At 47.7% G+C, this 24,802-nt stretch carries 22 protein-coding genes; 21 read left to right on the forward strand and 1 reads right to left on the reverse strand.

Features of this window, described 5'->3' with window-relative positions; all coding sequences use genetic code 11:
• Positions 1 to 187: 187 nt before the first annotated feature.
• The 12 genes from MHB84_RS21165 (at position 188) to MHB84_RS21220 (ending at position 12,682) form a co-directional block, all read left to right on the forward strand.
• Positions 188 to 679 carry a HEAT repeat domain-containing protein gene (locus tag MHB84_RS21165; RefSeq protein WP_125477349.1) on the forward strand — a complete coding sequence of 164 codons (492 nt, stop codon included), beginning with the start codon at positions 188 to 190 and terminating at the stop codon, positions 677 to 679.
• 81 nt (positions 680 to 760) lie between these two features.
• Complete coding sequence (gene rnhA / locus MHB84_RS21170) at positions 761 to 1,423, forward strand: ribonuclease H (RefSeq protein WP_063567948.1); 663 nt, start codon at positions 761 to 763, stop codon at positions 1,421 to 1,423.
• A gap of 195 nt (positions 1,424 to 1,618) precedes the next feature.
• Positions 1,619 to 2,488 carry an alpha/beta fold hydrolase gene (locus MHB84_RS21175; RefSeq protein ID WP_076288017.1) on the forward strand — a complete coding sequence of 290 codons (870 nt, stop codon included), beginning with the start codon at positions 1,619 to 1,621 and terminating at the stop codon, positions 2,486 to 2,488.
• A gap of 155 nt (positions 2,489 to 2,643) precedes the next feature.
• On the forward strand, positions 2,644 to 3,633 hold the full coding sequence (locus tag MHB84_RS21180) for a serine/threonine protein kinase (RefSeq protein ID WP_076288018.1): 990 nt from the start codon (positions 2,644 to 2,646) through the stop codon (positions 3,631 to 3,633).
• A 254-nt stretch (positions 3,634 to 3,887) separates the two neighbouring features.
• Positions 3,888 to 5,201 carry an ABC transporter substrate-binding protein gene (locus MHB84_RS21185; protein WP_256716750.1) on the forward strand — a complete coding sequence of 438 codons (1,314 nt, stop codon included), beginning with the start codon at positions 3,888 to 3,890 and terminating at the stop codon, positions 5,199 to 5,201.
• Positions 5,202 to 5,269: 68 nt separating this feature from the next.
• Complete coding sequence (locus tag MHB84_RS21190) at positions 5,270 to 6,151, forward strand: carbohydrate ABC transporter permease (protein ID WP_076288019.1); 882 nt, start codon at positions 5,270 to 5,272, stop codon at positions 6,149 to 6,151.
• A 26-nt stretch (positions 6,152 to 6,177) separates the two neighbouring features.
• Complete coding sequence (locus tag MHB84_RS21195) at positions 6,178 to 6,996, forward strand: carbohydrate ABC transporter permease (RefSeq protein WP_076288293.1); 819 nt, start codon at positions 6,178 to 6,180, stop codon at positions 6,994 to 6,996.
• Positions 6,997 to 7,023: 27 nt separating this feature from the next.
• Entirely contained in the window at positions 7,024 to 8,577 is a 1,554-nt protein-coding gene (locus tag MHB84_RS21200) for a DUF4127 family protein (protein ID WP_076288020.1), read from the forward strand.
• Positions 8,578 to 8,594: 17 nt separating this feature from the next.
• Positions 8,595 to 9,284 carry an N-acetylmannosamine-6-phosphate 2-epimerase gene (locus MHB84_RS21205; RefSeq protein ID WP_217504846.1) on the forward strand — a complete coding sequence of 230 codons (690 nt, stop codon included), beginning with the start codon at positions 8,595 to 8,597 and terminating at the stop codon, positions 9,282 to 9,284.
• A 6-nt stretch (positions 9,285 to 9,290) separates the two neighbouring features.
• The gene (locus tag MHB84_RS21210) at positions 9,291 to 10,118 is read left to right on the forward strand and encodes a MurR/RpiR family transcriptional regulator (RefSeq protein ID WP_076288021.1); all 828 of its coding nucleotides are present in this window, start codon (positions 9,291 to 9,293) and stop codon (positions 10,116 to 10,118) included.
• Positions 10,119 to 10,146: 28 nt separating this feature from the next.
• Complete coding sequence (locus MHB84_RS21215; RefSeq protein WP_076288022.1) at positions 10,147 to 11,100, forward strand: ROK family protein; 954 nt, start codon at positions 10,147 to 10,149, stop codon at positions 11,098 to 11,100.
• On the forward strand, positions 11,090 to 12,682 hold the full coding sequence (locus MHB84_RS21220) for an FAD-dependent oxidoreductase (RefSeq protein ID WP_076288023.1): 1,593 nt from the start codon (positions 11,090 to 11,092) through the stop codon (positions 12,680 to 12,682). The genes MHB84_RS21215 and MHB84_RS21220 overlap by 11 nt, the downstream gene beginning before the upstream one ends.
• 181 nt (positions 12,683 to 12,863) lie before the next feature.
• Here the strand turns inward: MHB84_RS21220 and MHB84_RS21225 are convergent, their stop codons facing one another.
• Positions 12,864 to 14,888 carry a vWA domain-containing protein gene (locus tag MHB84_RS21225; protein WP_341143061.1) on the reverse strand — a complete coding sequence of 675 codons (2,025 nt, stop codon included), beginning with the start codon at positions 14,886 to 14,888 and terminating at the stop codon, positions 12,864 to 12,866.
• A gap of 621 nt (positions 14,889 to 15,509) precedes the next feature.
• Between MHB84_RS21225 and MHB84_RS21230 the strand changes: the two genes are divergently transcribed.
• From MHB84_RS21230 to MHB84_RS21270, 9 genes are all read left to right on the forward strand, one after another.
• A complete protein-coding gene (locus MHB84_RS21230) occupies positions 15,510 to 17,678 on the forward strand; it encodes a transcriptional regulator (RefSeq protein WP_076288025.1) in 2,169 nt (722 codons plus the stop codon).
• A 182-nt stretch (positions 17,679 to 17,860) separates the two neighbouring features.
• The gene (locus tag MHB84_RS21235) at positions 17,861 to 18,286 is read left to right on the forward strand and encodes a hypothetical protein (RefSeq protein ID WP_053781361.1); all 426 of its coding nucleotides are present in this window, start codon (positions 17,861 to 17,863) and stop codon (positions 18,284 to 18,286) included.
• Positions 18,287 to 18,411: 125 nt separating this feature from the next.
• On the forward strand, positions 18,412 to 18,873 hold the full coding sequence (locus MHB84_RS21240) for a J domain-containing protein (protein WP_076288026.1): 462 nt from the start codon (positions 18,412 to 18,414) through the stop codon (positions 18,871 to 18,873).
• 42 nt (positions 18,874 to 18,915) lie between these two features.
• Entirely contained in the window at positions 18,916 to 19,467 is a 552-nt protein-coding gene (locus tag MHB84_RS21245) for an FHA domain-containing protein (RefSeq protein WP_072734550.1), read from the forward strand.
• 42 nt (positions 19,468 to 19,509) lie between these two features.
• Positions 19,510 to 20,043, forward strand: a complete 534-nt coding sequence (locus tag MHB84_RS21250) for an FHA domain-containing protein (RefSeq protein ID WP_072734549.1) — start codon at positions 19,510 to 19,512, stop codon at positions 20,041 to 20,043.
• Entirely contained in the window at positions 20,028 to 20,909 is an 882-nt protein-coding gene (locus MHB84_RS21255; protein ID WP_244552178.1) for a PP2C family protein-serine/threonine phosphatase, read from the forward strand. Before MHB84_RS21250 ends, MHB84_RS21255 begins: the two co-directional genes overlap by 16 nt.
• Before the next feature lie 40 nt (positions 20,910 to 20,949).
• Entirely contained in the window at positions 20,950 to 22,794 is a 1,845-nt protein-coding gene (locus MHB84_RS21260) for a SpoIIE family protein phosphatase (protein ID WP_076288027.1), read from the forward strand.
• A complete protein-coding gene (locus tag MHB84_RS21265; protein ID WP_076288028.1) occupies positions 22,794 to 24,086 on the forward strand; it encodes a normocyte-binding protein in 1,293 nt (430 codons plus the stop codon). Before MHB84_RS21260 ends, MHB84_RS21265 begins: the two co-directional genes overlap by 1 nt.
• Positions 24,087 to 24,093: 7 nt before the next feature.
• Positions 24,094 to 24,783: a hypothetical protein gene (locus tag MHB84_RS21270; RefSeq protein ID WP_064636273.1), complete on the forward strand. Its 690-nt coding sequence runs from the start codon at positions 24,094 to 24,096 to the stop codon at positions 24,781 to 24,783.
• Positions 24,784 to 24,802: the final 19 nt, after the last annotated feature.

Here is a 24,802-nt window from a genome sequence, read left to right on the forward strand (position 1 = left end):
TTCTTAGCCTGTTCCTGATCTGGTTGAAATATACAATTGTTTAGGACAAGAGATGTGGATAAGGAAAATAGTCCCGACATTATAAGGACCATTATACTACATCCTAAAATAAGGAAATGACCGATATTATTATGGAGAGCTTTCTTCTAAAAAATGAGGAGTGATACAACGTACAATGTATACAAACATGTTACAAAAGCATCTTTCCCAAGGAGATATGGAAGGCGTTGTTAAACAAATAGCATATATTGGTGAAAAAAAGGATATAACTCAATTCGCTTTCTTGATTGAACTCCTGAAATCTACGGACAACGCCATACTACGCAACACAATTGCTATCGCTTTATCTGACATTGGAGATGATCGAGCAGTCGAACCGTTAATTGAAGTCATCACAGACTCCAAGACATCAGGAAGCAGAGGCACATTGCTATACGCTCTTGAAAACCTGAATTACATAGTACATATTGAGAACATTATTCCATTTATCGGTGATTCCAGTCTGGAAGTGAGCGCGCAGTCATTCATGTTGCTGGAGCAAATGATGGATAAGTTATCTGATTTACAAAACCTTAGGTGTCAAACAATTATTGAAATGCAAATCTCACATAACCAAAGCAAGCTTCTGGAAGTAGCATTAGACATGTTGAAGAAATGGAGGTATCAAGTGCAGGGATAAGATAAACACGCTTCTTTCATTCTCACCTCCCTATCGTTTACAATAAGGAATTGAATGCAGCAAACGAAGGAGCGGGTCATATTGGCAAAGCAGAAATACTATGTCGTCTGGGCAGGAAAGCAGCCTGGCGTATACAGCACATGGGCGGAATGCAAAGCACAAACGGATCATTTTACTGGAGCAAAATATAAATCGTATGAATCGAAAGCCGCCGCCGAAGAGGCATATCGTGCAGGATGGAAAGGAAACTGGGGTACGGGTGCCAGTGGTTCAGGCGCTTCTTCGAAGACGAAGTCTGGCAGTAGCGGAAGAAGTGCGGGCATGGAGACCTCCGCAGAAATTGACTATGACAGCATCTCGGTTGATGTTGGTACGCGTGGGAATCCAGGGCCGGTGGAATATAAAGGCGTAGATACCCGCACGGGTGAGATTATTTTCTCCGTTGGGCCAATCTCCAAAGGTACGAATAATCTGGGTGAATTTCTGGCAATCGTACATGCCTTGGCGTATCTCAAAAAAGAGGGCAGTAGTAAGACGGTTTATACGGACTCTGTCAATGCGATGAAATGGTTGAAGCAAAAAGCGGTGTCCACCACGCTCGCAAGGGATGCTTCCACCGAAGAGATCTGGCTGATGATTGACCGTGCAGAGCAGTGGCTGCGGACGAATACGTACAGCAATAAAGTGCTAAAATGGCAGACCAAGCAGTGGGGCGAAATCAAGGCAGATTACGGTCGAAAATAGCCCTATTTCTCTACAATTTCTATATTATTAATTTTCTATGAGAAACGATGTTTACAATTTCCAGTTTCCATTCTATAATCAGTTCATTATGATAAGTTACACATATGAAGGAGCCTGTCATCAGCGGGCTCTTTTATATTTATGGACCTTAAAATCCATAAAATGTTGAAAGAGTATACTTTGCAGGAGGCAGACATGAGTTCCATTTATAGAAGTGAAGAAGGCAAGAGCAGCATACTTGAGGAATACGAAGCGTATGTTGAGCAATTGGGCGAAGGTTTTACACGAGAGTACGTCGAGACACGTTTTGGACAAACGCATGTTTTATTAACAGGTCCAGAAGACGGTAAGCCGCTATTTATTCTCCAGGGCGGAAATTGTGTGAATCCGATGACGTTGTCATGGTTCTCTTCTCTTTTCAAAGATTACCGGATTATCGCGCCGGATACGATCGGTCATCCAGGCTACAGTGAAGAAACACGAATTTCGGCAAGGTTTGATAGTTTGGCTTTGTGGATTTCTGATTTGCTGGATCACTACAAGATCGAAAAAAGTGCGTTTATCGGTCCTTCCTTTGGAGGCGGAATTATCCTAAGACTGGCAACTTACATTCCGGACCGAATTGCATGTTCTGTTCTGGTAGCACCCGCTGGACTGGCCGTAGGATCCAAAATTAAAATGGCTCAGGATATCGTGTTGCCACTCGTAACGTACAAAATGACTTCTTCTCCAACTTCTTTGCAAAAGATCGCGGATATCATGTCATGCAGTTGTATGAAAGAAATAGATAAAAATATAATCGGGAAAATCTTCAAATACGTCAGTCTGGAGCAGGATATGCCCAAGCTTACGGAGCAGGACGAATTGGTGAATTATACATCTCCAACTCTGCTGCTGGTGGGAGAAAAGGATGTCTTTTTCCCGGCAGATAAGGTCATTGAAAGAGCTCAGAAGATTATTCCGAATGTCAAAGCAATCAAATACGACACAGGTCATTTTCCTTCTCAAGACGTGTTGAAGCAGATGAACCAAGAAATTCAGCAATTTTTACAGAAGAATTATTAAATATAGAAATTTTTTAATATTTCCGCATGGTTGTGATTCAAATCGCATCATTTGGTTTATATACATGGTTGGCGATGAAACGCCTGTCTGGTTGGACCAAATGATGCAACATGCGGCAAGTCTTCCGATCGACAAGGTTGAAAAGAGGGTCTGTTATGAAAAAGGACAATTGCAAAATGGCATTGCAACGCAATGTAATTTTAAATGATACATATCAGGTAAGACATCTCATGGCTAGCAGTGAGCTGGCTATTGTATATGCAGGAAGAGATCGGAATACAGGTGCAAAAGTAGCAATCAAGGAGTTTTTCCCCCAGAGGCTTGCAGCACGTCAGGCTGACAAACGGGGAGTGTTCTGTTCTTCACGAGGTTTCAGTGGTCAGTATCAGGAACTTCTTGCTGCATTTTTGGTAGAAGGAGAGCTGTTATCGACATTGAATCATCCTCATATTGTGTCGTATGTGGATCATTTCGAAGAAAATGACACAGGGTATCTTGTTATGGAATATTGTACAGGGGTAACCTTAACCGAATATCTGATTGAGCGAAATCATGCGCTGGACGCGGCATTTATTACGGAGACATTGCTCCCGCTGGTAGATACACTGGACTATATTCATAAGCAGGGAATTCTTCATCGTGATGTGAAGCCATCCAATATTATGGTGATGGAAGACGGTACGCCCAAACTACTGGACTTCGGTTCAGCAGCTCGTTGGCCTGTACAATCCGGGGAAAAACAGGCGATCTTTACATCGGCCGGGTATTCGCCGCTTGAGTTCTACTCGGAGAAATCCAGTCAGGGACCGATGTCAGACATATATAGCCTGGCAGCGTTGCTTCATTATTGGACATGCGGGCAGCCCCCTATGGATGTTAAACAGCGACTGTTCCGCGATGAATTGCCATCTGTGCGTTCTCATAATGAGTATGTGAACCGGTGGCTCGCACGCGTTATTCACTGGGGATTATCAGTTCGTTCCGAGCAACGTTGTGCGTCTCTCGCATGGGTTAAGAGATCACTTCAAGTACAGGCCTGGATGTGGAAAATACGCAAACCTGGCACGGTAGAATGGGCTTTAGCTGAAAATGAACATACGCAAGTCTATGAAGCAGAGCCGAAGAAACAGCATGAGACGGCTTAATTGCAGCCTTGTCTTATACATATATTCGTAACACAAAAAAGCCAGTTTGGTCCTTACACGGACCGAACTGGCTTTTTTTTGTGTTTTTTTAACCTAAAAGAAAAATTATTTCTTTTTTTAATTTATTTCTGGAAGAATACTTCATTCTAACTCCAGGGTCTGCATATACTCCATTGGAAAGATGGAGTAATTAGCCAGGAAATCTGACGTAAGCGCCGGCTCCCGTCTTATACCAAACTGAGGGGGAATGTTGTGTGACCACTAACAGAAAGGGCTTCACAGTATCTTTGCTGCTAGTCGTTATGATGTCTATGCTGCTTGCCGCCTGCGGAAGAAATGACAATACGGCTGGTACGCCGAGTCCGGGAAGCACTGGGGAGACGGGTGCGGAAGCGGGAAAGCCGGTGACGCTGGAGTTTTGGACGATTGCTTTACAGCCAACGTTCAACGATTATTTCAATGAATTGATTGCCAAGTATGAGAGCAGTCATCCTGGCGTGAAAGTCGAGTGGAAGGACTATCCATATGATGCCATTTCACAGCGTTTATTGACCAGTACGGCCAGTGGCAAAAGCCCTGATGTTGTGAACCTCAATACCGAATTCGCCAGTCAATTGGGAAGTAAGGGAGCGCTGCTGAATCTGAATGAATACCTGACAGATGAGGAAGCGAAGAGTTACTTTGAAGGCATTTATAATTCTACTGTTTTGGATGGCAAAGCTTACGCGCTTCCTTGGTACACAGGTACCGAAGTGCTGTTCATGAATACCAAGCTGGTGAAGGAGGCAGGCCTTGATCCGGCAAATCCGCCGCAGACCCGAGAGGAACTTGTGGAGTGGGCCCGTCAGGTCCATGAAAAGACCGGAGTGGCCGGTTATGCGCAGCAGCTTATTTCCAAGTTATTTCCAATCGACGGCATTCCGATTCTAAATGAGGACAAAACGGCCGCCGCTTTCAATACGCCGGAGGCAGAGGCGATGATCGCTCAAATGCGTGATCTGATGGCCGAAGGCGTGGTGCTGAAGGAGGATGCGGAATTCAGCAAGCAGATCCAGTATTTTTCCGAGGAGCAGGTCGCTTTCCAATTGTCGGGTCCAACCTTTATCAACTTCATTAAGAAATCTGCACCGGATGTTTACAAAAATACGATTGCGGTAACGCTTCCAACGGGCAAAGCGAACCTGCGGCTCTCCAATTCCATGGATCTCGTTGTACCACAGAAATCCAAAAACCCGGAGCAAGCGGTGGAATTTGCCGCCTTTATTACCAATGCAGAGAACCAGACTGCCTTCTCCAAGGTAGCCAACACGCTGCCGTCGAGCAAAGCCTCCATTGAAGATCCGTTCTTTACGCAATCCGACGGATCGCTGGAAGCCGAAGCCAAGGTAGCCTCCTCTCAAAGTCTCGATAAAGCCACTGATTACATGGTCGGCGTACCGAATGCAGGAGATATCAACTCCGCATTGGCACGGGGCTTGCAGGAAATTTTGATGAACGGAGCAGATATTAAAGAAACGTTGAACGCAGTGGAGAAGGAAGTTAACCAAATTCTTAACCAGGAATCCTGAACTTATGCGGTACAGTCTGATGAGGGGGAGTACTCCCCCTCAATCCTAGAAGAGAGGGAGGCGTAGCCGTGTACAAGGCGATTCGATCCGAATCTTTTGCTGCATGGGCGTTTATGGCACCGGGATTGTTGTTTCTGGCAGTTTTCACCTTTTGGCCGATTATTTACGGGGTACCCCTCTCATTAACCGATTATTCTGTCATTACAGAGACACATTTCGTTGGTTTGGATAACTTTACCCGGGCCTTTCAAGATCACAATTTCCTGATTTCGCTGTGGAATTCGTTGGTGTATGTGTTGGTTGTGCCGGTGATTCAAATCATCTCTATCCTCATGGCCATTCTGGTTAACAGCCGAATTCCAGGTGTCAAAATGTTCAGGGCTGCCTACTACATACCGGTTGTAACTTCCATGGTCGCGGTGGCACTGATCTGGAGCTGGCTGTTGGGCAATAACGGCGTGGTCAATTACCTGCTGCTGAAGGTTGGCATTCTTAGTGAGCAGGTCTCCTGGCTTTCCACGAGCAGTACGGCGCTGTATGTGCTGATGTTCATCACCATGTGGAAGGGTCTCGGCTATTATATGATGCTCTATCTGGCTGGGCTTCAGGGAATTCCGGCAGATCTATACGAAGCCGCCAGAGTGGATGGAGCAGGACCACTGAGACTGATTATTCATGTGACGCTTCCGTTGCTGCGGCCGCATATTCTCTTTTGCACCGTAATTTCGGTGATGGGTGCCGTTCGTGTATTCGATGAGGTCTATATTCTCACCAAGGGCGGGCCGGGAACGTCCACGCTGACCTCAAGCGTTTATATTTTTCAAAAAGGGCTGGAGCAATTCAATTTCGGGTATGCCTCGGCGCTTGGGCTGATCGTCAGTGTGATGGTAGCAGCGCTCAGTGTGTTGGTGTTCCGGCTGAACCGGAGAGGCGGGGTGAATACCTATTGATTCGGCATACGCTTTCGTCTAAGAAAATGAAAAAAGCCCTTCGTCATTTGATCATTTATGTACTGTTGATTCTGCTCGCCCTGTTTATGATGGGTCCTTTTCTGTGGCTGCTCAGCGTATCGCTGATGCCTGGTCGTAATGTGTTTGCGAATCCACCAGCAATTCTACCAACCTTCATCGCTTTCGATAACTACGTGCAGGTGTGGGAGTTCATGGATTTTCCACGCTACATCATAAATACGGTGGTGATTACGCTCCTTGGGGTAGTGTTTAACATCTTCTTGTCCTGCCTAACGGCGTATCCACTCGCGACCTTTCGGTTCAGGGGACGTAATCTGGTGTTCACGCTGCTGATCTCGACCATGATTATTCCTTCGGCAACGGCGATGATTGTGCATTATTTAACGATTCAGGCCTTTCACTTGGGCAATACGTTTCTTGGTGTTGTGCTTCCGGCCGCGGTGTCGGTTTTTAACATCTTTCTGATGCGGCAAACGTTTCTGGGCATACCGACGGATATTCGGGATTCTGGCAAAATGGATGGAGCTTCCGAGTTCCGTATCTTCGTGCAGCTTGTCATGCCATTGGTTAAACCAGGTATTGCCGTCATTGGCTTGCTTGAAGTTATGGCATTCTGGAACAATTTCCTGTGGCCGATTGTCGTGCTGGATGATCCGCAGAAATATCCACTGGCAGCGGCCCTGACGTATCTGAACGGTCAATTCTCGTATAACTTCGGCTGGATTGCCGCCGGCACCATGATTTCGGTGCTGCCGATTATCATTGTTTTCCTTTTCACCCAAAAATACTATATGGAAGGCATCGCCGGAGCGATTAAAGGATAAAAAAACACAGAAAGGGTGAACGCATTCATGCCGAAGCAATATAAGCTAACCTTTGTTCCGTTAGATGAACGGCCTTGCAATTATGAGTTTCCTTATTTGTTGGCACAGGGAACGGAATTCAAAGTTGAGCGTCCGCCACTTGAAATCATGGGCCTGAAAAAGCGTCCGGGCGATGTGGAACAGTTATGGACATGGTTTGAGGAGAGCTGTGCAGGGGCAGATGGAGCAATCGTTGCCTTAGATACGTTGCTCTATGGCGGGATTATTCCTTCCCGTCTGCATCAGTTGAAGCCGGATGAACTAACGGCCCGTCTGGAACGCATTCGGGGGATCAAACAGCAGTACCCGCAGCTAACCCTGTATGCGTTCCAACTGATTATGCGCTGCCCGCAATATTCCCTGTCCGATGAGGAGCCGGATTATTACGCCGACTGGGGAAGAGAGATTTTTCGCAAAGGTTTCATCAGCCATCGGATTGAGCTGGGGATTGCGACGGATGAGGAAATCCGCGAGCTGGCCGATATCGATAACCGTCTACCAATGGAAGTGCTGGAAGATTACCTGGGACGCAGGGCCATAAATATTGAAGCTAACAAGCAAGTGCTGGCTCTGGTCCAGGAAGGAATTATCGACTTCATGATTGTGCCGCAGGATGATTCGGCGCCTTATGGACATACAGCCAAGGATCAGGAGAAAGTGCGAGCCCGGATTACCGCCCTTGATCTGGAACTTAAAGTCTACATGTATCCTGGTGCGGACGAAGTTGGTTGCGTACTGCTCTCCAGAATGATGAACAAGGCTCGCGGCCGGATGCCGCTGGTGTACCCGCGATTATCATCTGTTCAGGGGGCGTTTGTTACTCCGCTATTCGAGGATCGATTTTTCTATGAGACGCTCAAATATCAGATTTTGGCTGCAGGTGGGTTAATTGCATCCAGTGAGACTGAAGCAGATCTGGTGCTGTTGATTAGCACACCTGGAGAGACGATGGCGGAAGCGGTGTCGCAGCAGCATTCTTTTTACAGCTATGATGTATACCGAAACCTGATGGAACTGGTGGAATATGGACACTTTCTGCTCAGGAGCAAGAACAAGCCGGTGGCTGTAGCGGATGTGGGATATGCCAATGGTGGGGATCAGAAGCTGGTCAAGATGCTGCGGCAAAAAGACATGTTATTTGATCTGGCTGGATATGCCGCCTGGAATACCAGCTCCAACTCGCTAGGAACCGTCATTTCGCAGGCCATGATCTATCTGCTCTATGGTCGTACACAATCGCATCTTGATTTCCTCGCTCTCCGCTATGCTGAGGATGTCTGCTATTGTTCAGTCGTTCGGGGAGAACTTAGCAATGGCCCGGTACAGGAGATGGGATATGGCAAGTACTTGCTGGATGGGTCTCGTGGCCTTGTTGCTGCCCGAGTAGAGGAAAGGTTGCGACAAGAGCTTACTGTGCGGATCGATACTACAGCAGGGAGTATCCAGATTACCGATTGTTATATGCCATGGAACCGGATGTTCGAAGTGGGCCTGTCTGTACGATTCGTACCATCCAACCCAGGTAAGGAAAGCAGAATATAAGAGAGAGGGTGGAAACCCTGACAAAGGTAGTGCTGGAGAAACTGCATTTGGGGCTAATTGTTTCCTGCCAGGCGCTGGCTGACGAACCGCTGCATGGCGCGGCGATGATGGCTCGTATGGCAGCTGCTGCGGAGGAAGGAGGGGCCGCGGGTATTCGGGCGAATGGGGCAGCAGATGTACGTGCGATCAAGCAGACCGTCTCATTGCCGGTTATTGGCATCGTGAAGCGCAATTACCCGGATTCTGCTGTATATATCACCCCAACTCTCAGAGAAATTGACGAGCTGCTAGAGGCCGGAGCGGATATCATTGCATTTGATGCGACCCGCCAGAGCAGGCCGGAAAATCATACATTGGAGCAAATCACCGCCTATCTGAACGCAAATGGAGTAGTTTCCATGGCAGACATCTCCATTCTGGAGGAAGCTTTATATGCTGAGTCACTTGGAGTCAGCTGTGTTTCGACTACACTATCGGGTTATACACCGTATTCCCGGCAGCAGGAAGGGCCTAATTTGGAGCTGCTGGGAATGTCCGCACAGCGGTTGAAGATTCCGGTCATTGCCGAAGGGCGGATTAGTAAACCTTTTCAGGTAGAAGAAGCGCTTGATCTGGGGGCATACGCGGTTGTGGTGGGCTCCGCAATAACTCGGCCACAGCTAATTACCCGACAGTTCGCAGCAGTGACCAGAAAAAAGCGAGGATGAAGAGTAATGGAGATGAATGACCGAATTAATACGTATTATCCTTCCATGACCAAGTCGGAGCAGAAGGTGGCCAGGTGCGTACGGGACAATCCGGATAATATAATCTATTTTTCTGTGACTGAGCTTGCTGATTTTGCTGGTACCGGAGAGACCACGGTGATGAGATTCTGCCGTAAAATCGGGTTTAAAGGCTATCAGGATTTCAAGCTGATGCTGGCCCAGGGGCTGCCGAAACGGCAGAACCAGCCAGACGGCGAGCAGGGAGAGGACGATTACGCCGACCATTTATATGCCTCGATGGTGGGTGTGCTGCAATCCAGCTTGGGTATGCTGGATCGTAGCCAGTTGGAGCAGGCAGTAAAGTGTCTGGACAGTGCACGACATGTGCAATTCTTCGGCGTGGGCTCGTCAGGCATTACCGCTATGGATGCCAAGAACCGTTTTCTGCGTATCGGCCGACGTGCGGAAGCGAATTCCGACAGTCATATTCAGTCCATGATGGCGGTAACGATGGGAGAAGGTGACGTGGCTTTTGGCATCAGTGTGTCCGGCAGTACGCTGGATACCAACGATATGCTGATGAAGGCTAAACAAAACGGGGCTAAGGTGATTGCCATGACGAACTATGCCAAATCCCCCATTGCTTCTATTGCGGATATCTTGCTCTTGACCGCGGGGAAGGAGTCTCCCCTTGAAGGCGGTTCTGTAGGAGCTAAAATCTCTCAGCTGTTTATTATCGACTTGCTCTGCCAGGGGCTAGAGCGCGAGCATGGCGAAGAGACTAAGAAGATGAAGGAATTAACGGCCAGGGCGGTTATCGACCGTATTTATTGAAGGGTTTGTGTGAATAGGGGGAAAGCGAATGCCGCAGGTCATTGGCGTGGATGTAGGAGGCACAGGCATTAAAGGGCTTGTGGTCAATGAAGCAGGAGTCGTTCTGGTGGAAGCTACATGTGCAACCGAGGCCCAGTTGGGCCGGAAGGCTATACTTGGCCAGCTGCGCGGGTTAGTAAGTGAACTGTTGTCTAGCTGTGAAGAAGTGAAGGCACTGGGGATTGCCTCGGCAGGAAGGGTGAATGTGGAAACGGGTGATGTGATCCACGCAACGAATAATTTACCTGGCTGGCAGGGAATGCCACTGACACAGTGGGCAACAGCGGAATTTGGCCTGCCTTCAACTGCTGATAACGACGCCAATGCTGCACTGCTCGGCGAGGCGTGGCTTGGCACCGGCCGCGGTAAGCAGAACCTGGTTATGCTGACACTCGGAACTGGGGTCGGTGGGGCCAATATGGCATTTGGCAGGATGTTACGGGGAGTAGACTGGCGCGGTGGGGACTGGGGGCACAGTGTGCTGGTGCCTGACGGTCGGCCTTGCAATTGTGGCAAACGCGGCTGCGTGGAGCAATACATTTCCGGTAGTGCACTGATGCGGCTGGCGCGGGAACAGAAGGGCAACAAGTATACTCACGGCCGAGAGATTATGACCGCTGCAAGACAGGGAGAAGCAATAGCGTTGTACATTCTAGAGCGTTACATATCTGATTTAGCCTCTGTTATTGCGAATATATCTGCCTCGATAGATCCGGAATTGATTATTCTTGGTGGCGGTGTGACCCATGATCAGGCTATATGGTGGCCGATGCTTACCGCTAAGTTATCCAGTGTCGGGTTAACAGACCGGGTTGCAGTAGCTGAACTCGGTAACTGGGCAGGCTGTATCGGAGCGGCGCAGCTGGCACTGGAACGCCTGCGTGAGGACGGCGTTGGCTGGTCTGAAGACAGTGACAGGGAGGAGACAAAGCATGGAGATTGAGCAGGAGAAACGCAGTGATATCGTCATTATTGGCGGTGGTCTTGGCGGGACTGCAGCTGCGCTGGCTGCAGCCAAGGCAGGGCAACGGGTGCTTTTGACGGAAGAGACGGACTGGCTTGGCGGTCAATTGACCTCACAGGCGGTGCCACCGGATGAGCATCGCTGGATTGAGCAATCTGGCAGTACAGCATCGTATCGTGAGTTCCGCAGCCGAGTCAGAGATTACTACAGACGGAACTACCCGCTTACGGATGTCGCCAAGAGCGATCCTGTTCTTAACCCCGGTAATGGCTGGGTGAGTCGCTTGGCGCATGAGCCGAAAGTTGCGCTTGCCGTTTTGCATGAGATGCTTGCGCCTTACGTGAACATCGGTCGAATCGAGGTGCTCTATCATACTGTGCCAGTTCAGGTAGATACAGCAGGAGACCGGGTGACTGGCGTGACTGTGCGTGAAGAGCGAATTGGGAGATTAATTAAGCTCCAGGGTGCCTATTATCTGGATGCTACAGAATGCGGTGATCTGCTTCCCCTTGCGGGAGTAGAGTATGTAAGTGGAGCGGAATCTCGGCGGGATACGGGTGAGCCACATGCCCTGGATGAAGCGAACCCGCTAGACATGCAGTCGATTACCCATGTGGCGGCAGTGGATTATGTGCCGGGAGGAGACTTCACGATCCCTCGTCCGAGGGATTATGATTACTGGCGTCAGTATGTTCCCTCGTTCTCACTGTATCCGATCCTGAGCTGGTACGCTTCGGATGCCAATGATACCTCCAAGCTGAAAGAGTTCACGATGTTCCCGAATGATCAGGGCATAACCCCCCTGTGGGATTATCGGCGGATCGTTGACCCGGCTATATGGACAGAGTCACTGAATGATGGTGAAGTCACGCTGCTCAACTGGGCACTGAACGATTATTACGCCGGGCCGATCATTGGCGTATCGCCGGAGGAACGCGAGCGGCATCTGGAAGCGGCGAGGCAACTAACTCTTTCCTTAGTATACTGGCTTCAGACAGCAGCTCCCCGACTGGACGGCGGAAAGGGTTATCCGGGAGTAAGGCTGCGTGGAGATGTGCTCGGTACGGAAGACGGTCTCGCAAAAGCGCCGTATATTCGGGAATCACGGCGAATCCGAGGCGTATATACCATTACCGAGCAGGATGTGAGCAAGGAATTGTGCGGAGCAGAGGGAGCCAAACGTTACGAGGATAGTGTGGGTGTCGGCAGTTATCATCTGGATCTCCATCCAACAACCGTGAGTCAGCGGACTTTTTATATACCGAATCATCCCTATGAGATTCCGCTGGGTGCACTCATCCCGGTGCGAGTCAAGAACTTGCTCCCAGCTTGCAAGAATATCTCCATGACCCAGATTGCGAACGGTTGTTACCGTCTGCATCCCACCGAATGGAATATTGGCGAGGCTGCGGGCACCCTTGCTGCTTATGCGATTGCACAGCAAGTAGAGCCCTCAGAGGTGAGGGCTTCGGCGAAGCATCTTCATGCCTATCAGGCACAGCTGATTCGGCAGGGTGTTCAGCTTCATTGGACAGAAGTGGAGCTGGCAGGGGAGTATTAGATAGACTTTTAAGAGAACGTTGCTATCTTCACAACACATAAGCACTAGAGATACCAAAGGGATAAAAAAATGATTCCTGTTCTGAACAGGAATCATTTTCTATAAGTCAATTAATTCTCTTGTGCATCTGTTTTTACAATGGTGTCATTGCAGATGATCGTTCTCATCAACACTGCGATGATTATCCCATGGTCTGCTGTGAATCTTTCTTTTGTCCTACATAGATATTAGTACTTGGTTTGATGGCTTTGTATCGAATTTCAATCTCTGTGACTCCATCCTCAAATGTAATATACAACTTTTCATTATACTCCAGAGCTTCTGTATGTCTGGGCTTCACTGGTGTTCGTCCCCGGACGACTGTGCAGTTCGTGTCATGCCGTACCAATAACGTTTCCTTTTTACCAGCCTCCAGCCAAATTCGTCCCGACTCCGGTACCTTAACCCCAATGTCCATACGATCAAATAGTTCACTGAGACTTACTTTCCGTCGCTCCAATGAAGTCAGTGGCCAATTCGTCACGGGAATATCTTCTCCGTTTGCAGTGGCCAAGAAGTATCCTTCCAGCCTTCCGCGAAATACAGGTTTTGGTTTCAGTACAAACCAATACAGGGCGAAGATTCCCCCGGCTGTGAGGAGACCGAGTCCCGTATATAGAAGTATCTTTTCACGTAAAGAATGAATTTTCAACTGGATGTCTGCGGTTACACTCGCGCCTTCGGAATCCGTTGCGGTCACCTTGATAAATGAACTACCGGTGTGGAGCGAAGACCAACGCAGTATATTACCTTCAATGACAGCGTCTCCGAGTTTGCGCTCACTCCCACCTTCTGCGAGGGCATACGTTAATGGGTCATTATTGGCATCCTTAAAATAGTTGCTTAGGTCAACTTCTGTATTGCTATCGTCTTTGGATAACACCATGGACTCCCCGGTTGCTACGGGGGCCTGATTCGTAATATCTACTTCAACCGGAGTGATCTCCCGATAAAAGTCAGGACCATCAATCCGAAGACCCCATGTGTATAGATCCGATTTTGGAAAAGTGTATTTTCCCGTAAATCCGCTGCCTGTATTAGTCAAAGGGATGCGCTCTGTTTTTCCATCAGACGGGGTGACAATGAGTTCTGCTTCAAGTCCCTTGTAAACATTCAAATCCTGAATGGGTTTAGGGTCCACTGCCTGATCGTAGAGAGAGGCTTCAAATGTGATGCTTTTCCCCTTTACTGGCTGTTCCGTTGCCATATGTGCAACCGCAGACACGTTGTAGTTTCCAAGTAGGTTGATCTTCACCAAATCTCCGCTGCGCCCCTTGAATTTCAGCTTGAATTGTCCTTTGACCGGACGAATGATCTTCATTAGAGCATATTTATCAGATCGGATGAAGCTGACATTGCTGGACTGATAATACAGCTGAGCTTCAGAGACAGCATGATCAGAGAGCATGATAATGTTGGCATCCGCCATGCTTGAATTGGGGATGTCCACAGTTACCTCCTGCATTGCCCCTGTTGCTGTTACTGCTGCCACAGATACAAGAACAGATTGAATCTGATCTGCAAAAATGCGGTTGAAAATTTCAGGCAAGTCGTCTGCACTTCCCGTGATAAAGGAAGATCCACCAGTTTCCTGAGCAATTCGCTCCAGTTCAGCGGGGTTAACCGTACCATCGCGGTTTAGTCCGACGGTATAGATTGGATAATTAGCTTTTTGAGCCATCTCAATCACCTTGTCTACATCTTTGGATGAATCAGCTGGTGTTCTGCTCGACGAGCCACGCAAATCCGTTTCCCCATCAGAGAGCAAAATCATAAATGGCTTTCGTTTGTCCGTCTGAGACTGTTCAAGCAAGCTCGCACCTCGGCGCAAGCCAAGTCCAAGATCTGTATAGCCTGAGCGTTTTAAGCCATCAACACGACTACGAAGGTTATTTCGTGCCCCAGAGGATGATATGTCCATTAGAGGTACGGATGAAGAGATTTGATCATTATAAGCTACGAATCCCAGTCGGGTCTTAGGTCCACTACTCATATCCATAAACATATGTATAACTTCTTCGGCGATGCGATCTTTGTCGGTCTCATTCATTGAGTAGCTAACATCCAGGACAAACATGGCATCGAGCCCGTCATACGCGTGGGTCTTGACAGATGATTCCGCGTAGATGCTGCCAATGTTCCCTGCTGGAATTAAAATGCTAATCACCAATAGGGAAAGCAGTATTTTTTTGCATTTAATTAATATCATGTGAGGCTTCGAATCTCCTTTCTGGTTTGAAAACTTCGGTACACTTTTTGGGGAATATTAAATTTTTTTCAAAAACTTTTGCTTAATCACGATATAACGCCGTTATGCGTAGTTTTCATTGATTGAGAATAATGCAACAGCGCATACTTTCAGTCTTTTTACTCTTGATTAGGGGGAAAACCCCACTAGTCTTAAATCATTCAACTTCATCCAAATTATAGGATATTCTATATCATCGGCATGATCCGTAAGGAAGTGAAGCGAATTCCAAAAATTAGTTCTATAGGTATATCGAAGGTTGTAAAATGAGCTTTTAGACCTATAGTGGGTAATATTGACAAAACATATCGCTGATGATTAAGATGAATTCCATAAATCTCCAAAGCAAACGGCATAATCTGGTACATAAGTTCCAGTCGTATGTTGACAGCTCGTTCTATTGGTCTTGTGTTTGCTGGGAATAGTGATTCTCCTGGATCATGACCGAAGACTGATAGAGACGTGCGGAGTGTCAAAAATTGATGGAGGGGGGGGAAGCATTCGCCCGAATGGATCATCATCTTGGCGGATGTTGCCTGAATGGACATTATTAATCAAACGAACCGAACGATGCTTTTTGAAGAAATCAATCCCGAGAAGTTGGACTTGATCACCATTGTTGGTGATGTGAAGGGCATCGACAGTCTGAGTGACGATAAGATCAAGGAGATTAACGAACATCTGCTTGTACGTAGCTTCGATGAGTTCCTGGACAAGTTCTCACCTAGCGTGTACTCCTTTTTCAATGCGGTAAACCAGAAAGTCATGTATACGCTTAAAAAGCCGGAAGGTATCCCGGACGAAGCGATCTCGGAGATCAAGATCGACCATAGTAACGACTTTCTGAGAATGCTGTTCACCCTGATTGATACCAAACGTAGTCAAGGTATTACGAACGTTGATTTCAAGTTTGAAAATCTGCTTGATATGATCTCACCGAAAAAAGTAATGGATGACATTCGTCAGGTCCGGAAGGAAATCCATTACATGTATGGCCAGCATGAGAAGCTGGATGACGGCGATCCGAAGAAGCTGGATATCGGGGATAAGCTGAATGTCATGTTTGAAGATGCAAGCCGGAACTATAACAATGTCATGGCCATGCTTCCACTCGCCATTGAAGATATTAAGACCCGTTTGTTGCTGGGCCGTGCACAAGAAGAAACTTCTTCCGAAGCGATTCAGGTAGGACAACTTACGATTGGTGAGAGCGGAGAATTGAAAATTATCGAAGCTCCGAAGAGTGATAACAACGAGCTGATGCTTCTTGATGAAGCAACAAGCACTGATTTGACGCAAGTATTTGCCGAAGATTACGATTCACTTTCCGAGACACCTTCGCCGTATGTACAGGATCTGGTGGTCCGCACATTCTGCCCGCTTCCTGCGGTACAGTCTGAAGTGGATACTGCTGTTGACGTGCAGAATTACAATACATACCTGGAGTTTTACAAAAACGCCAAGGATGATTTTGTTAAAACGGTAAAACCGTTGGTCGAGAAAATATTGGGTGTCAAAATGTTCTTTGACCAATATGCGATTAAGAACAAAGGTATGCTTCCTTCCATGCTGATCTCCAATGCCAAACTGGATATGCTCGTCAAGAGCAGTAATATTCCGCGGCTTGAGACATATCTCAACACTGTCAACGCAAAGAATGATTTTACCGATACGATTTGGTTCGGTATCGTTCCTTCCGTAGAACTGGAAAATACAGGCCAAGTCAAAGTTAGCCGTGCCCGTTTCCGTGGTAACGAGAAAGTGGTTAAACAAGACGGAAACAGCATGGAATCTCTGGCAATGCTCCTGCAAGTTGTTAAGGATTACAAGGTGCAGGTGTTCTTCAGCTTTGAATCCGGGGAAGAAACCACCTTCAGCAGCATGGCTACCGCAGGTATTGATAAGTATATCGATAAATGTTCAGTGTTGACCCGTAAGGAATATAGCGAATTTGCCATTCCGAGTGCTCCAAACTTCACGATTATTCCCAAGGAGAAATCGGGTGTCGTTATCGACAGCCGCATGCTTCAGACGGAGAATGGTGTGGAACTTTCCAAGGAGAAGGAAGACATTCTGAAACTGTGGATTGAAGGCGTGTATGTTGGAGCGTCCTATGTATCTGCAGGGATTGTTGCTGCGTATCAGTGTCCGGAATACCTGAAAGGGGCTTTCAAGAACGTCAACCGTGATTATCCAGGTGTGCGTTTTGACATTGAGGCAGGGGACAACAGCTTGCGTGTTGTAACAACGATGACCAAAGAAATTTCCGGATTTACAAATACCATCAAGGATTTGATTAACCGAAAAAACTTTGGATTTATTTTCTCATCGGAAAATGCCCAAATCCAGGATAGCGACATCAAACGGATTACGGTCTATAAAGCTAGAAGTATGGCGATGTCCGAAGATGGTTTTGATTCCTTGTACAAAACACTTGTGAGTACTTACATTGAGCGCTTGCTCCGTTTCCAAACCGGTGATTTCAAGCATGAAAATATCGTCAAATTCTTCAGCAACAATCCGAGCAGTCAGAAGAGCCGGTGGCTGGGAACTCGAGGGTCGATCAATTCGATCATTCAGGAAGGCGACGATATGAGCTTTATCATCGATGAAAAGAGCAACATGTGCCATATTGACCTGGTATTTAACGGCAACGTGAAGAACCTGGAGGTCATGATTACCAAAGGCACCAGTGCGATGAAAGTGTAAGAAAACCATTGGAACAAGTCTGATTATTAAATATGATTCATCAAACAACGCATTATAGACATTTATTTTGGTGTTAGAGGCAGACTTCATCGTCTTGCCTTTATACATATATTCCGGTACCTCTCCCGAGATGGGGAGCATACCGGGCACATTTTTTCCTAATCTTAAGGAGGTTTTTATTAATGGGTTTTGTATTGAAAGTAGAAGGCGCAGAAACAATCGAATTGGGAATGGATAATATCCGTACAGTTGTGTATGACACGGATACACCAGATGATTCCAACGCTAGATCCACAGATGTAGGCGCAACACTTCGCATCAGCGGCAAAATTATCACTGCAACCGACGGTGACAATGCAGATGACACGATGAAACTTGCTTTGTGGTCCCTCGTGCCTGCTGAAAAAGCGGATTGCTACCGCAAAGTAACCCTGGAAGTGGTTGCAGCAGATCAAGTGGTACGCAAAATTTACTTGCCTAACGCATTTGTTGTGGATTACACAGAGCGCTTCGGTGATACCGAAGGCGTAGGTGAATTCAGCCTGTTCATCAAACAGAAAAAAGACAAAACTGAATTCACTAAAATTGAGGGCGGCTTCCCTGTATAAAGGGAACAACTGTTGTCTTGGGCCAGTTCGTTCTGGTCCGGAACAACGCTGTCATGTTAAGGGGCCCTGGTGCCCCTTAATCTTTATTTACGCCCGAATACGGCAGGGAGGCAGGAAAGAATACCATGAAAGATTATTATGCCGTGCTTGGTGTAGAACGTGAAGCTTCTCCGGAGCAGATCAAGAAGGCTTATCGTCAATTGGCGAAAAAATTTCACCCGGATGTCAATGGGGGAGATGCACAGGCAGAAGCGCGTTTCAAGCAAGTACATGAGGCATACAGTACACTCGGAAATTCCGAGCTTAGAGCAGCATATGATCAGCAGCTTCGCACTGGACGTAATACATGTCAAGCAAAGGGTTCAGCATCCGATACAGCCAGATCTAGTAAAGGCAATACGAAGTCCGGGAGTGCAAATGCCGAGAAGGTGTGGTCGGATCCATCGCGGATGCAGGAACAGTTCGAACAATTTTTTGGCTATCACCCCAAAGGCAAGGAAAGTCCAAACGGTGGCAAAGCCGGTCCCAATAAAGGAATGGATATGTCCGCCATGTTTGACCGATATTTCGGAGTTCGAAAAAAGTAGACCGGTAGCTCGTTATGGATCATGCCGGTTCAGGCGGAGGTTATGGAAGTGAAACGAGGAAGGTCGGTATTGACGATGGGGCTTGACGCTTGCGTCGCCATGATTTCGTTAGCCGTGCTGTATTACATATTTATCATCAACCGGGATATGAGTGCCCAATGGGTAACTGGAATTATCGTGGTCCTCTCTGGAGGAGCATACCTGTATTTTAAATACATGCCAGCCACCAAGGCGGAAAAGAAGAAATTGTCTTCGCGTGTCGTGAAGCTCGTCCTTCTGGACGACGACGGTACAAGTGTGAAGGAATGGTATATTCAGGGCGAAACGAGTGTTTTGATCGGGAAAAGTTCGAAGAACAGCGAGGCTGACATTGATCTGTCCGATACACCCTATGCGTCTCTCATTAGCTCGCAGCATGCCGTATTAAACAAAGCCTCGGGTCAATGGTTTATCGAGGATATCGACTCGGCCAGTGGGGTAGGTGTACGTAAAGGAAATCAAAGCAGAGCATCCAAATTGGAAATCGAAGAACCCAGCCTGATTGAGGCAGGAGACTTAATTTATATTGCCAATACCCGCATTTTGGTGAAATAACGTTGGCGTACATCATACAAGCTTACGGGGGAATGAAACGAAATGAGTCTGACTAGATGTGGAAACGGACATATGTTCAGCACGAGACGGCACGGCAATACTTGTCCATATTGCAATCTGGCCGTTGAATCGCCAGCTACCAGTAATGGTGAGGCAGCGGGTGCAGTCCCACGCGCACCTCGTACGGCAGAGGATGACAGAACGATGCCATACCTGGGCGAAACGACAGGAATTGAACCGGTAACGGGATGGATGGTGTGCATCGAGGGTCCGCAGATGGGCCAGGATTATCGAATAATGGCTGAAAAGAACTTTATTGGACGTTCGGAAGAGATGCATGTTCGCATCCTCGGGGATAACACGATTTCTCGGCGTAATCACGCGGTGATTGTGTACGATCCCAAAAAGCGGAATTTCTATTTGCTGCCCGGCGATGCTTCTGGCCTCGCATATCACAATAATGAAGCAGTCTATTCTCCGGTGGAACTGGCTGCCTACGATGTTATTCAATTGGGACGCAGCAAATTCATTTTCATTCCATTGTGCGGTGTGCACTTTGAATGGGAGCAACAGTGAACACCTTCATGATTTTGTGGAACGACAAGGAGCTAACGCCCTACTGGGTACTTGCGGGTGGCTGTTTGTTGATTTGGTTGCTGTTATTCGCACGAAGCCGGATTCCGGTAAGGCAGCGTGACGATAGACCGGTTGGAGTTCAAATTGGCAATGGACAGACCATTGGTGCTCGCAATGAACAGGACGATTATTTTGCCTGTGCCGTGCAGCCGCATGGTGTACTTGCTGTACTCGCAGATGGAATCAGTGGATTGTCCGGTGGAAAAGTGGCGAGTACGACTGCCGTGGAAACATTTATCCGGGAGTTTGAAGAGTTGGAGCGGTTTCCTGATCCGGAAGAGTTCTGGGATACTTCTTCCCATGCGGCAAATCAGGCCATCCTTCGGAATTTGCTGGGCGTTCCCGGAGGGACAACATTGGTGTCTGCCATGATCAAGGGCAGGGATTTGTATTGGGGTGCGGTAGGAGACAGCATCTTGGCCGTGTTTCGCAAAGGAGAGCTGCTTGCCATCAATCATAAGCATACACTGGAAAGTCAACTTGAAGAACAGTATATGTCTGGAGAGATCTCGGAGCAGGAGGCACTTGACAATCCGCAGCGCAAAAGGCTGGTCAACTATTTGGGGTACGACCATTTTAAACAAATGGAAATCGCGGACGAGCCGTTTGCACTGCAGCCGGCGGACAAGATTGTGTTATGCAGTGACGGGGTATACAACTCCCTCACGGAGATGGAACTGGAGACCATTCTGGCGCAAGATATTCCGCCATTTGATGCAGCCCAGGCCATCATTGATTTAATTGAAGAAAAACAGCTCGTGCATCAGGATAACGCCACGATTATCATTTTGGAGCAAGGATGGTAACGGATCGGGCAACGCACAGGGACGGGAAATGGGGAGACGGATGAGGAAGGAGAACAGTGAATTCAAGACGGCTTTTGTCTCAGAGGCGGGGTCTTTCCTGAAAAATCGGGATTTCTACGGCTGCGTTGAACTGGAAGACTGGGCTTGTTATGTCATTGCAGATGGTCTGGATACCGATACGGAAGTGAATAGTGCACAGATCACAGTACAGACCATTCTGGAATCCTTTTTGGAAAAGCCAACCATGTCCAAACGCAGACTGACGGAATATATCAAGATCGCACATGAATGGTTGCAGTATGAAAGCCGCCGGGTCAGACTCAAAGCGGGATTCGTTATTGTTGTAACGGATTATACACGCATGGTGTGGGCATCGGCCGGACATAGCCGCTTGTATCATTTCCGGGGAAATAGGCTTGCACTAAAAAGCAAGGATCATAGTGTAGCTGCCCAACTGGCAGCGGAAGGCCAGATTGCAGAGGATCGTGTGGATCAGCATGATGAACGCGGCAATCTGAATGAATACGCGGGCAAACCTGGCATGATCAAACCGTATGTATCCGATAAGGTCAAGCTTGCCGATGGTGATGTGCTTGTTCTATGCACCCCTGGATTATGGGAAGGCGTGCAGGATGCCGAGATGATTGATGCGGTGGAAGGTGCCAATGACCCGCAGGCGCTGGCCGACACGTTGGAAGAAGTGATGCTCAGCAAGCAACGTTCACGAATCGAGAATTATAGTGCGGCAGCCATCTATGTGAACAAGATTTTTCATGAAGAACCCAAGAACCGTAAGAAGTGGATTAAACGGATTGCCATCATGTTGATTATGCTCCTGATTTTTGGCGGAGCCGGCATATTCTACGCGGTGAAAAGCGCAGCCAAAAAAGCCGAGCTGGTCGTAGATATGCTGCAATACGAACAGAACGCTGACCAGTACGTGAAGGAACAGGAGTACGCCAAGGCCGTCTCAGATTACAGTCTTGCTCGCAACAATTCGATCAAAGTAAAGGACCCTGTGCACAAAAAGTTGCTGACTTCGAAGATGGCTGCTGCTCAGACATTGGTTGACGGCGAGGCTCATCTGAAAGAAGGGGATATTCCCAAAGCAACCGCCAGTTACACCAAAGCACTGGAATTGTCTGAGTCCTACAATATGTTCAACCGTGAAGTCATTCAGGAACGTTTGGAACAGATGACCACCTTTCAGCAAGTACAAGACTGGATCACGGAGGGAGATCTGAAACTCCAGAACGGAGACTACAGTGGAGCGATCATTTTGTATAAAAGGGCCAGAACAGCGGCTACGGAAACAGTATATAAGGAAGCGTTGAAGGAAGTTGCCACCAAACTGGAGACGGCCGAAACCAAACGAGCGGATATCAAGCGCCAATCCAGACAGCTTCAAGCTGATACGCTGGAACAGAAGGGTGACCGCTTCAATGAAGCCGGAGATTATAGTGGCGCCATGGATGCCTATGCTTCGGCACAGGAAATTTATCAGGAGATCGATATGTTGGAACGGGTGCTGGCTATGGAGCGGAAAATAAATAAGCTGGATGAGAAACTGAATCCACCTGTACCGGCGGTTGATCTTACTCAGGATGCGGCAGGGTTAGGAACAACAGATACGTCTGGTTTGAACTCGGATTGGACCGGGAATGCGGGAGGAATGAGCGCAGGCAATTCAGTGGGAAGTACTTCTTCTGCGGGTAATGCCTCTTCGGCCGGAAGTGGGACTGCGGATGCTTCCGGCTCCGGGTCTTCTTCAGGGAAAACGACAAGCAATGCTAGCATTAATTCCGCTTCAAAGGCTAAAGGAAGCACCGACACCACCGAGGCAGAAGCGAATGAACAGGAAGCAACGGAAGGAGGAGATTCGTGATGAAAGATATTATTCGTGACCGTCTAAACAAGATGGAGGATCTGGAACAACGTCGCATGCTCAAAGACCTCATGACAGGCGTTTTTCTTAATCTGGTGGAGTATCAGGAGACGCTAAACAAACAGATCGAGCAACGTGTGTTTGACGAGGTGGTACCGCTGGAGGAACGCCACGATGTATATGTCACATTATGTCCGCGGGAAGATTTGGACCCCATTCATGAATTTCTGTATCCGATTCTTCCGGAGGATGTTGCACCGCAGACTGTTTATTTGAGCGAGGCTTCAGATGCGCTGGCACGTAAGGAAGAGATGAATTTATTCACGTTCTACATGGAATGTGGGCAACAGGAGCTCCAATCCCTGCTGAAAAGTAATCGGACATTCCGCGGGGAGATTGTAACGAGTGAAGGCAGACATGCCATAACGGTTCGGTTGAAATCAAGTACAGCGTATATCTCCAAAATTGAAGAACTGTACCGGGTCTTTCGTAAAAACAGCCTACCATGGAAATCGATTAATGCACCCTATGTGTTCAAATTCGTTGATTGTGTTCTAGTGGGTTCGGACGATGGAGATGCATGGGACAAACAGCATGTGGTCAAAGAACTTTCAATCCATTTGGAGGAGTTTGAGTCATATAAAAGAACGAACATGATTCCCCTTTGGAATATTCAGCAGCTTGATATGAAAACAGGTGGATTCCCTGTCCCGGCTTCGGACCGCATCAATTATGAACATGTGTTACCGCTCCGCAAAACAGGGACTGAGCACGGGTATCTGGTGGATGGAGACGAATCGCATATTCGATATATCAAAAGATCGGAAGAAGATATCACCATCGTATCTCCACTGGAGAAATCCGATTCATGGACGGTACTCAAAATAGCCGGTCCCGTCGCAACCCGCATTGGGAGGATGGACTTTCCGCTGTTTTCCAACAACAAACGGGAAGGGTTTGCCGGTAAATATGCGCGTCAGGAAGGACGCTCTGTGCGATCCAAAGGGGAGATTGCCCGCATGGTTCATGCTTTCCAAGCAGCGGAGGGATTGGAACTGGAAGATGTGAAAGTGGTGGCACCTGGGCCTACCTTGGGCATCACGTACCCGCTTAATGGATTTGTTAGCGATCATGTCCGTGTTGAGGCAGATAAACATCGAATGATTTTAAGGTTCAGCAAACACGGAATTCAGCCAGGGCAGGCTATTTTTCTGGATGATTTGCTGAGCTTTCTGGTATCCGAGATCCAGTTGGCTTTCCCTGAATATCGCTGCGAAGGGGAATGGATGTGAGCTCAACATGAATTATATATGGGATCTGATTATTCGCGCCAAGCGTAATGGAACTGATCTGAGAGACGTAACTTTTGTTCCTGCACGTGTATATTCGCCATATATGGAATTAAGTCATACGAACCTGAATGCTTCAGACGTGGAACGTACGATTGAAGTCAATCCGTATTATCGTTTTTTTGATATTTTCAGGGATTTGTTCGATATCAATAACGAAGAGCAGGTGGAATTGCGGGAGACGCTCTTTGATTTGGTCATTCATTTTCTGGCGGATATGGATTTGATGCAGGGGATGAATAAAAGGGAGTATTACATTCGCTTCATTTTGAATGATATGCATTCGGGTGTATACGGGAAACGGATACGGCGGCGACTGGAGTTGTTCGGACGAGAGGAACAGGAAGTGATCGCCTGCAATATGCTCCGTCTGTACGATACGGGAGAGGCCGTTCATCTGCTGAGGGATACCCTTGTACGGATGTTCCCGCGTTCAACCCTTTATGCCAATTGTGAGGAGAAGGATGAATTGCTCTTATATATTGGTCAGGCAGAACGGACGGAAGCCAAGGAGAAGCTGGAATTGATTCTTGAACTCTTCCTGCCGGTTCGTTTTGACACGGAAATATACTGGGGGCATCATTTTGGCATTCTGGATGTGGACTATACGATGATACAGGACGGTATTGCCCTATATTAAGCAGCATCAGCAGTTGTAA

It is taken from the genome of Paenibacillus sp. FSL F4-0087, from assembly GCF_038020215.1.
GTDB lineage: Bacteria > Bacillota > Bacilli > Paenibacillales > Paenibacillaceae > Paenibacillus > Paenibacillus taichungensis.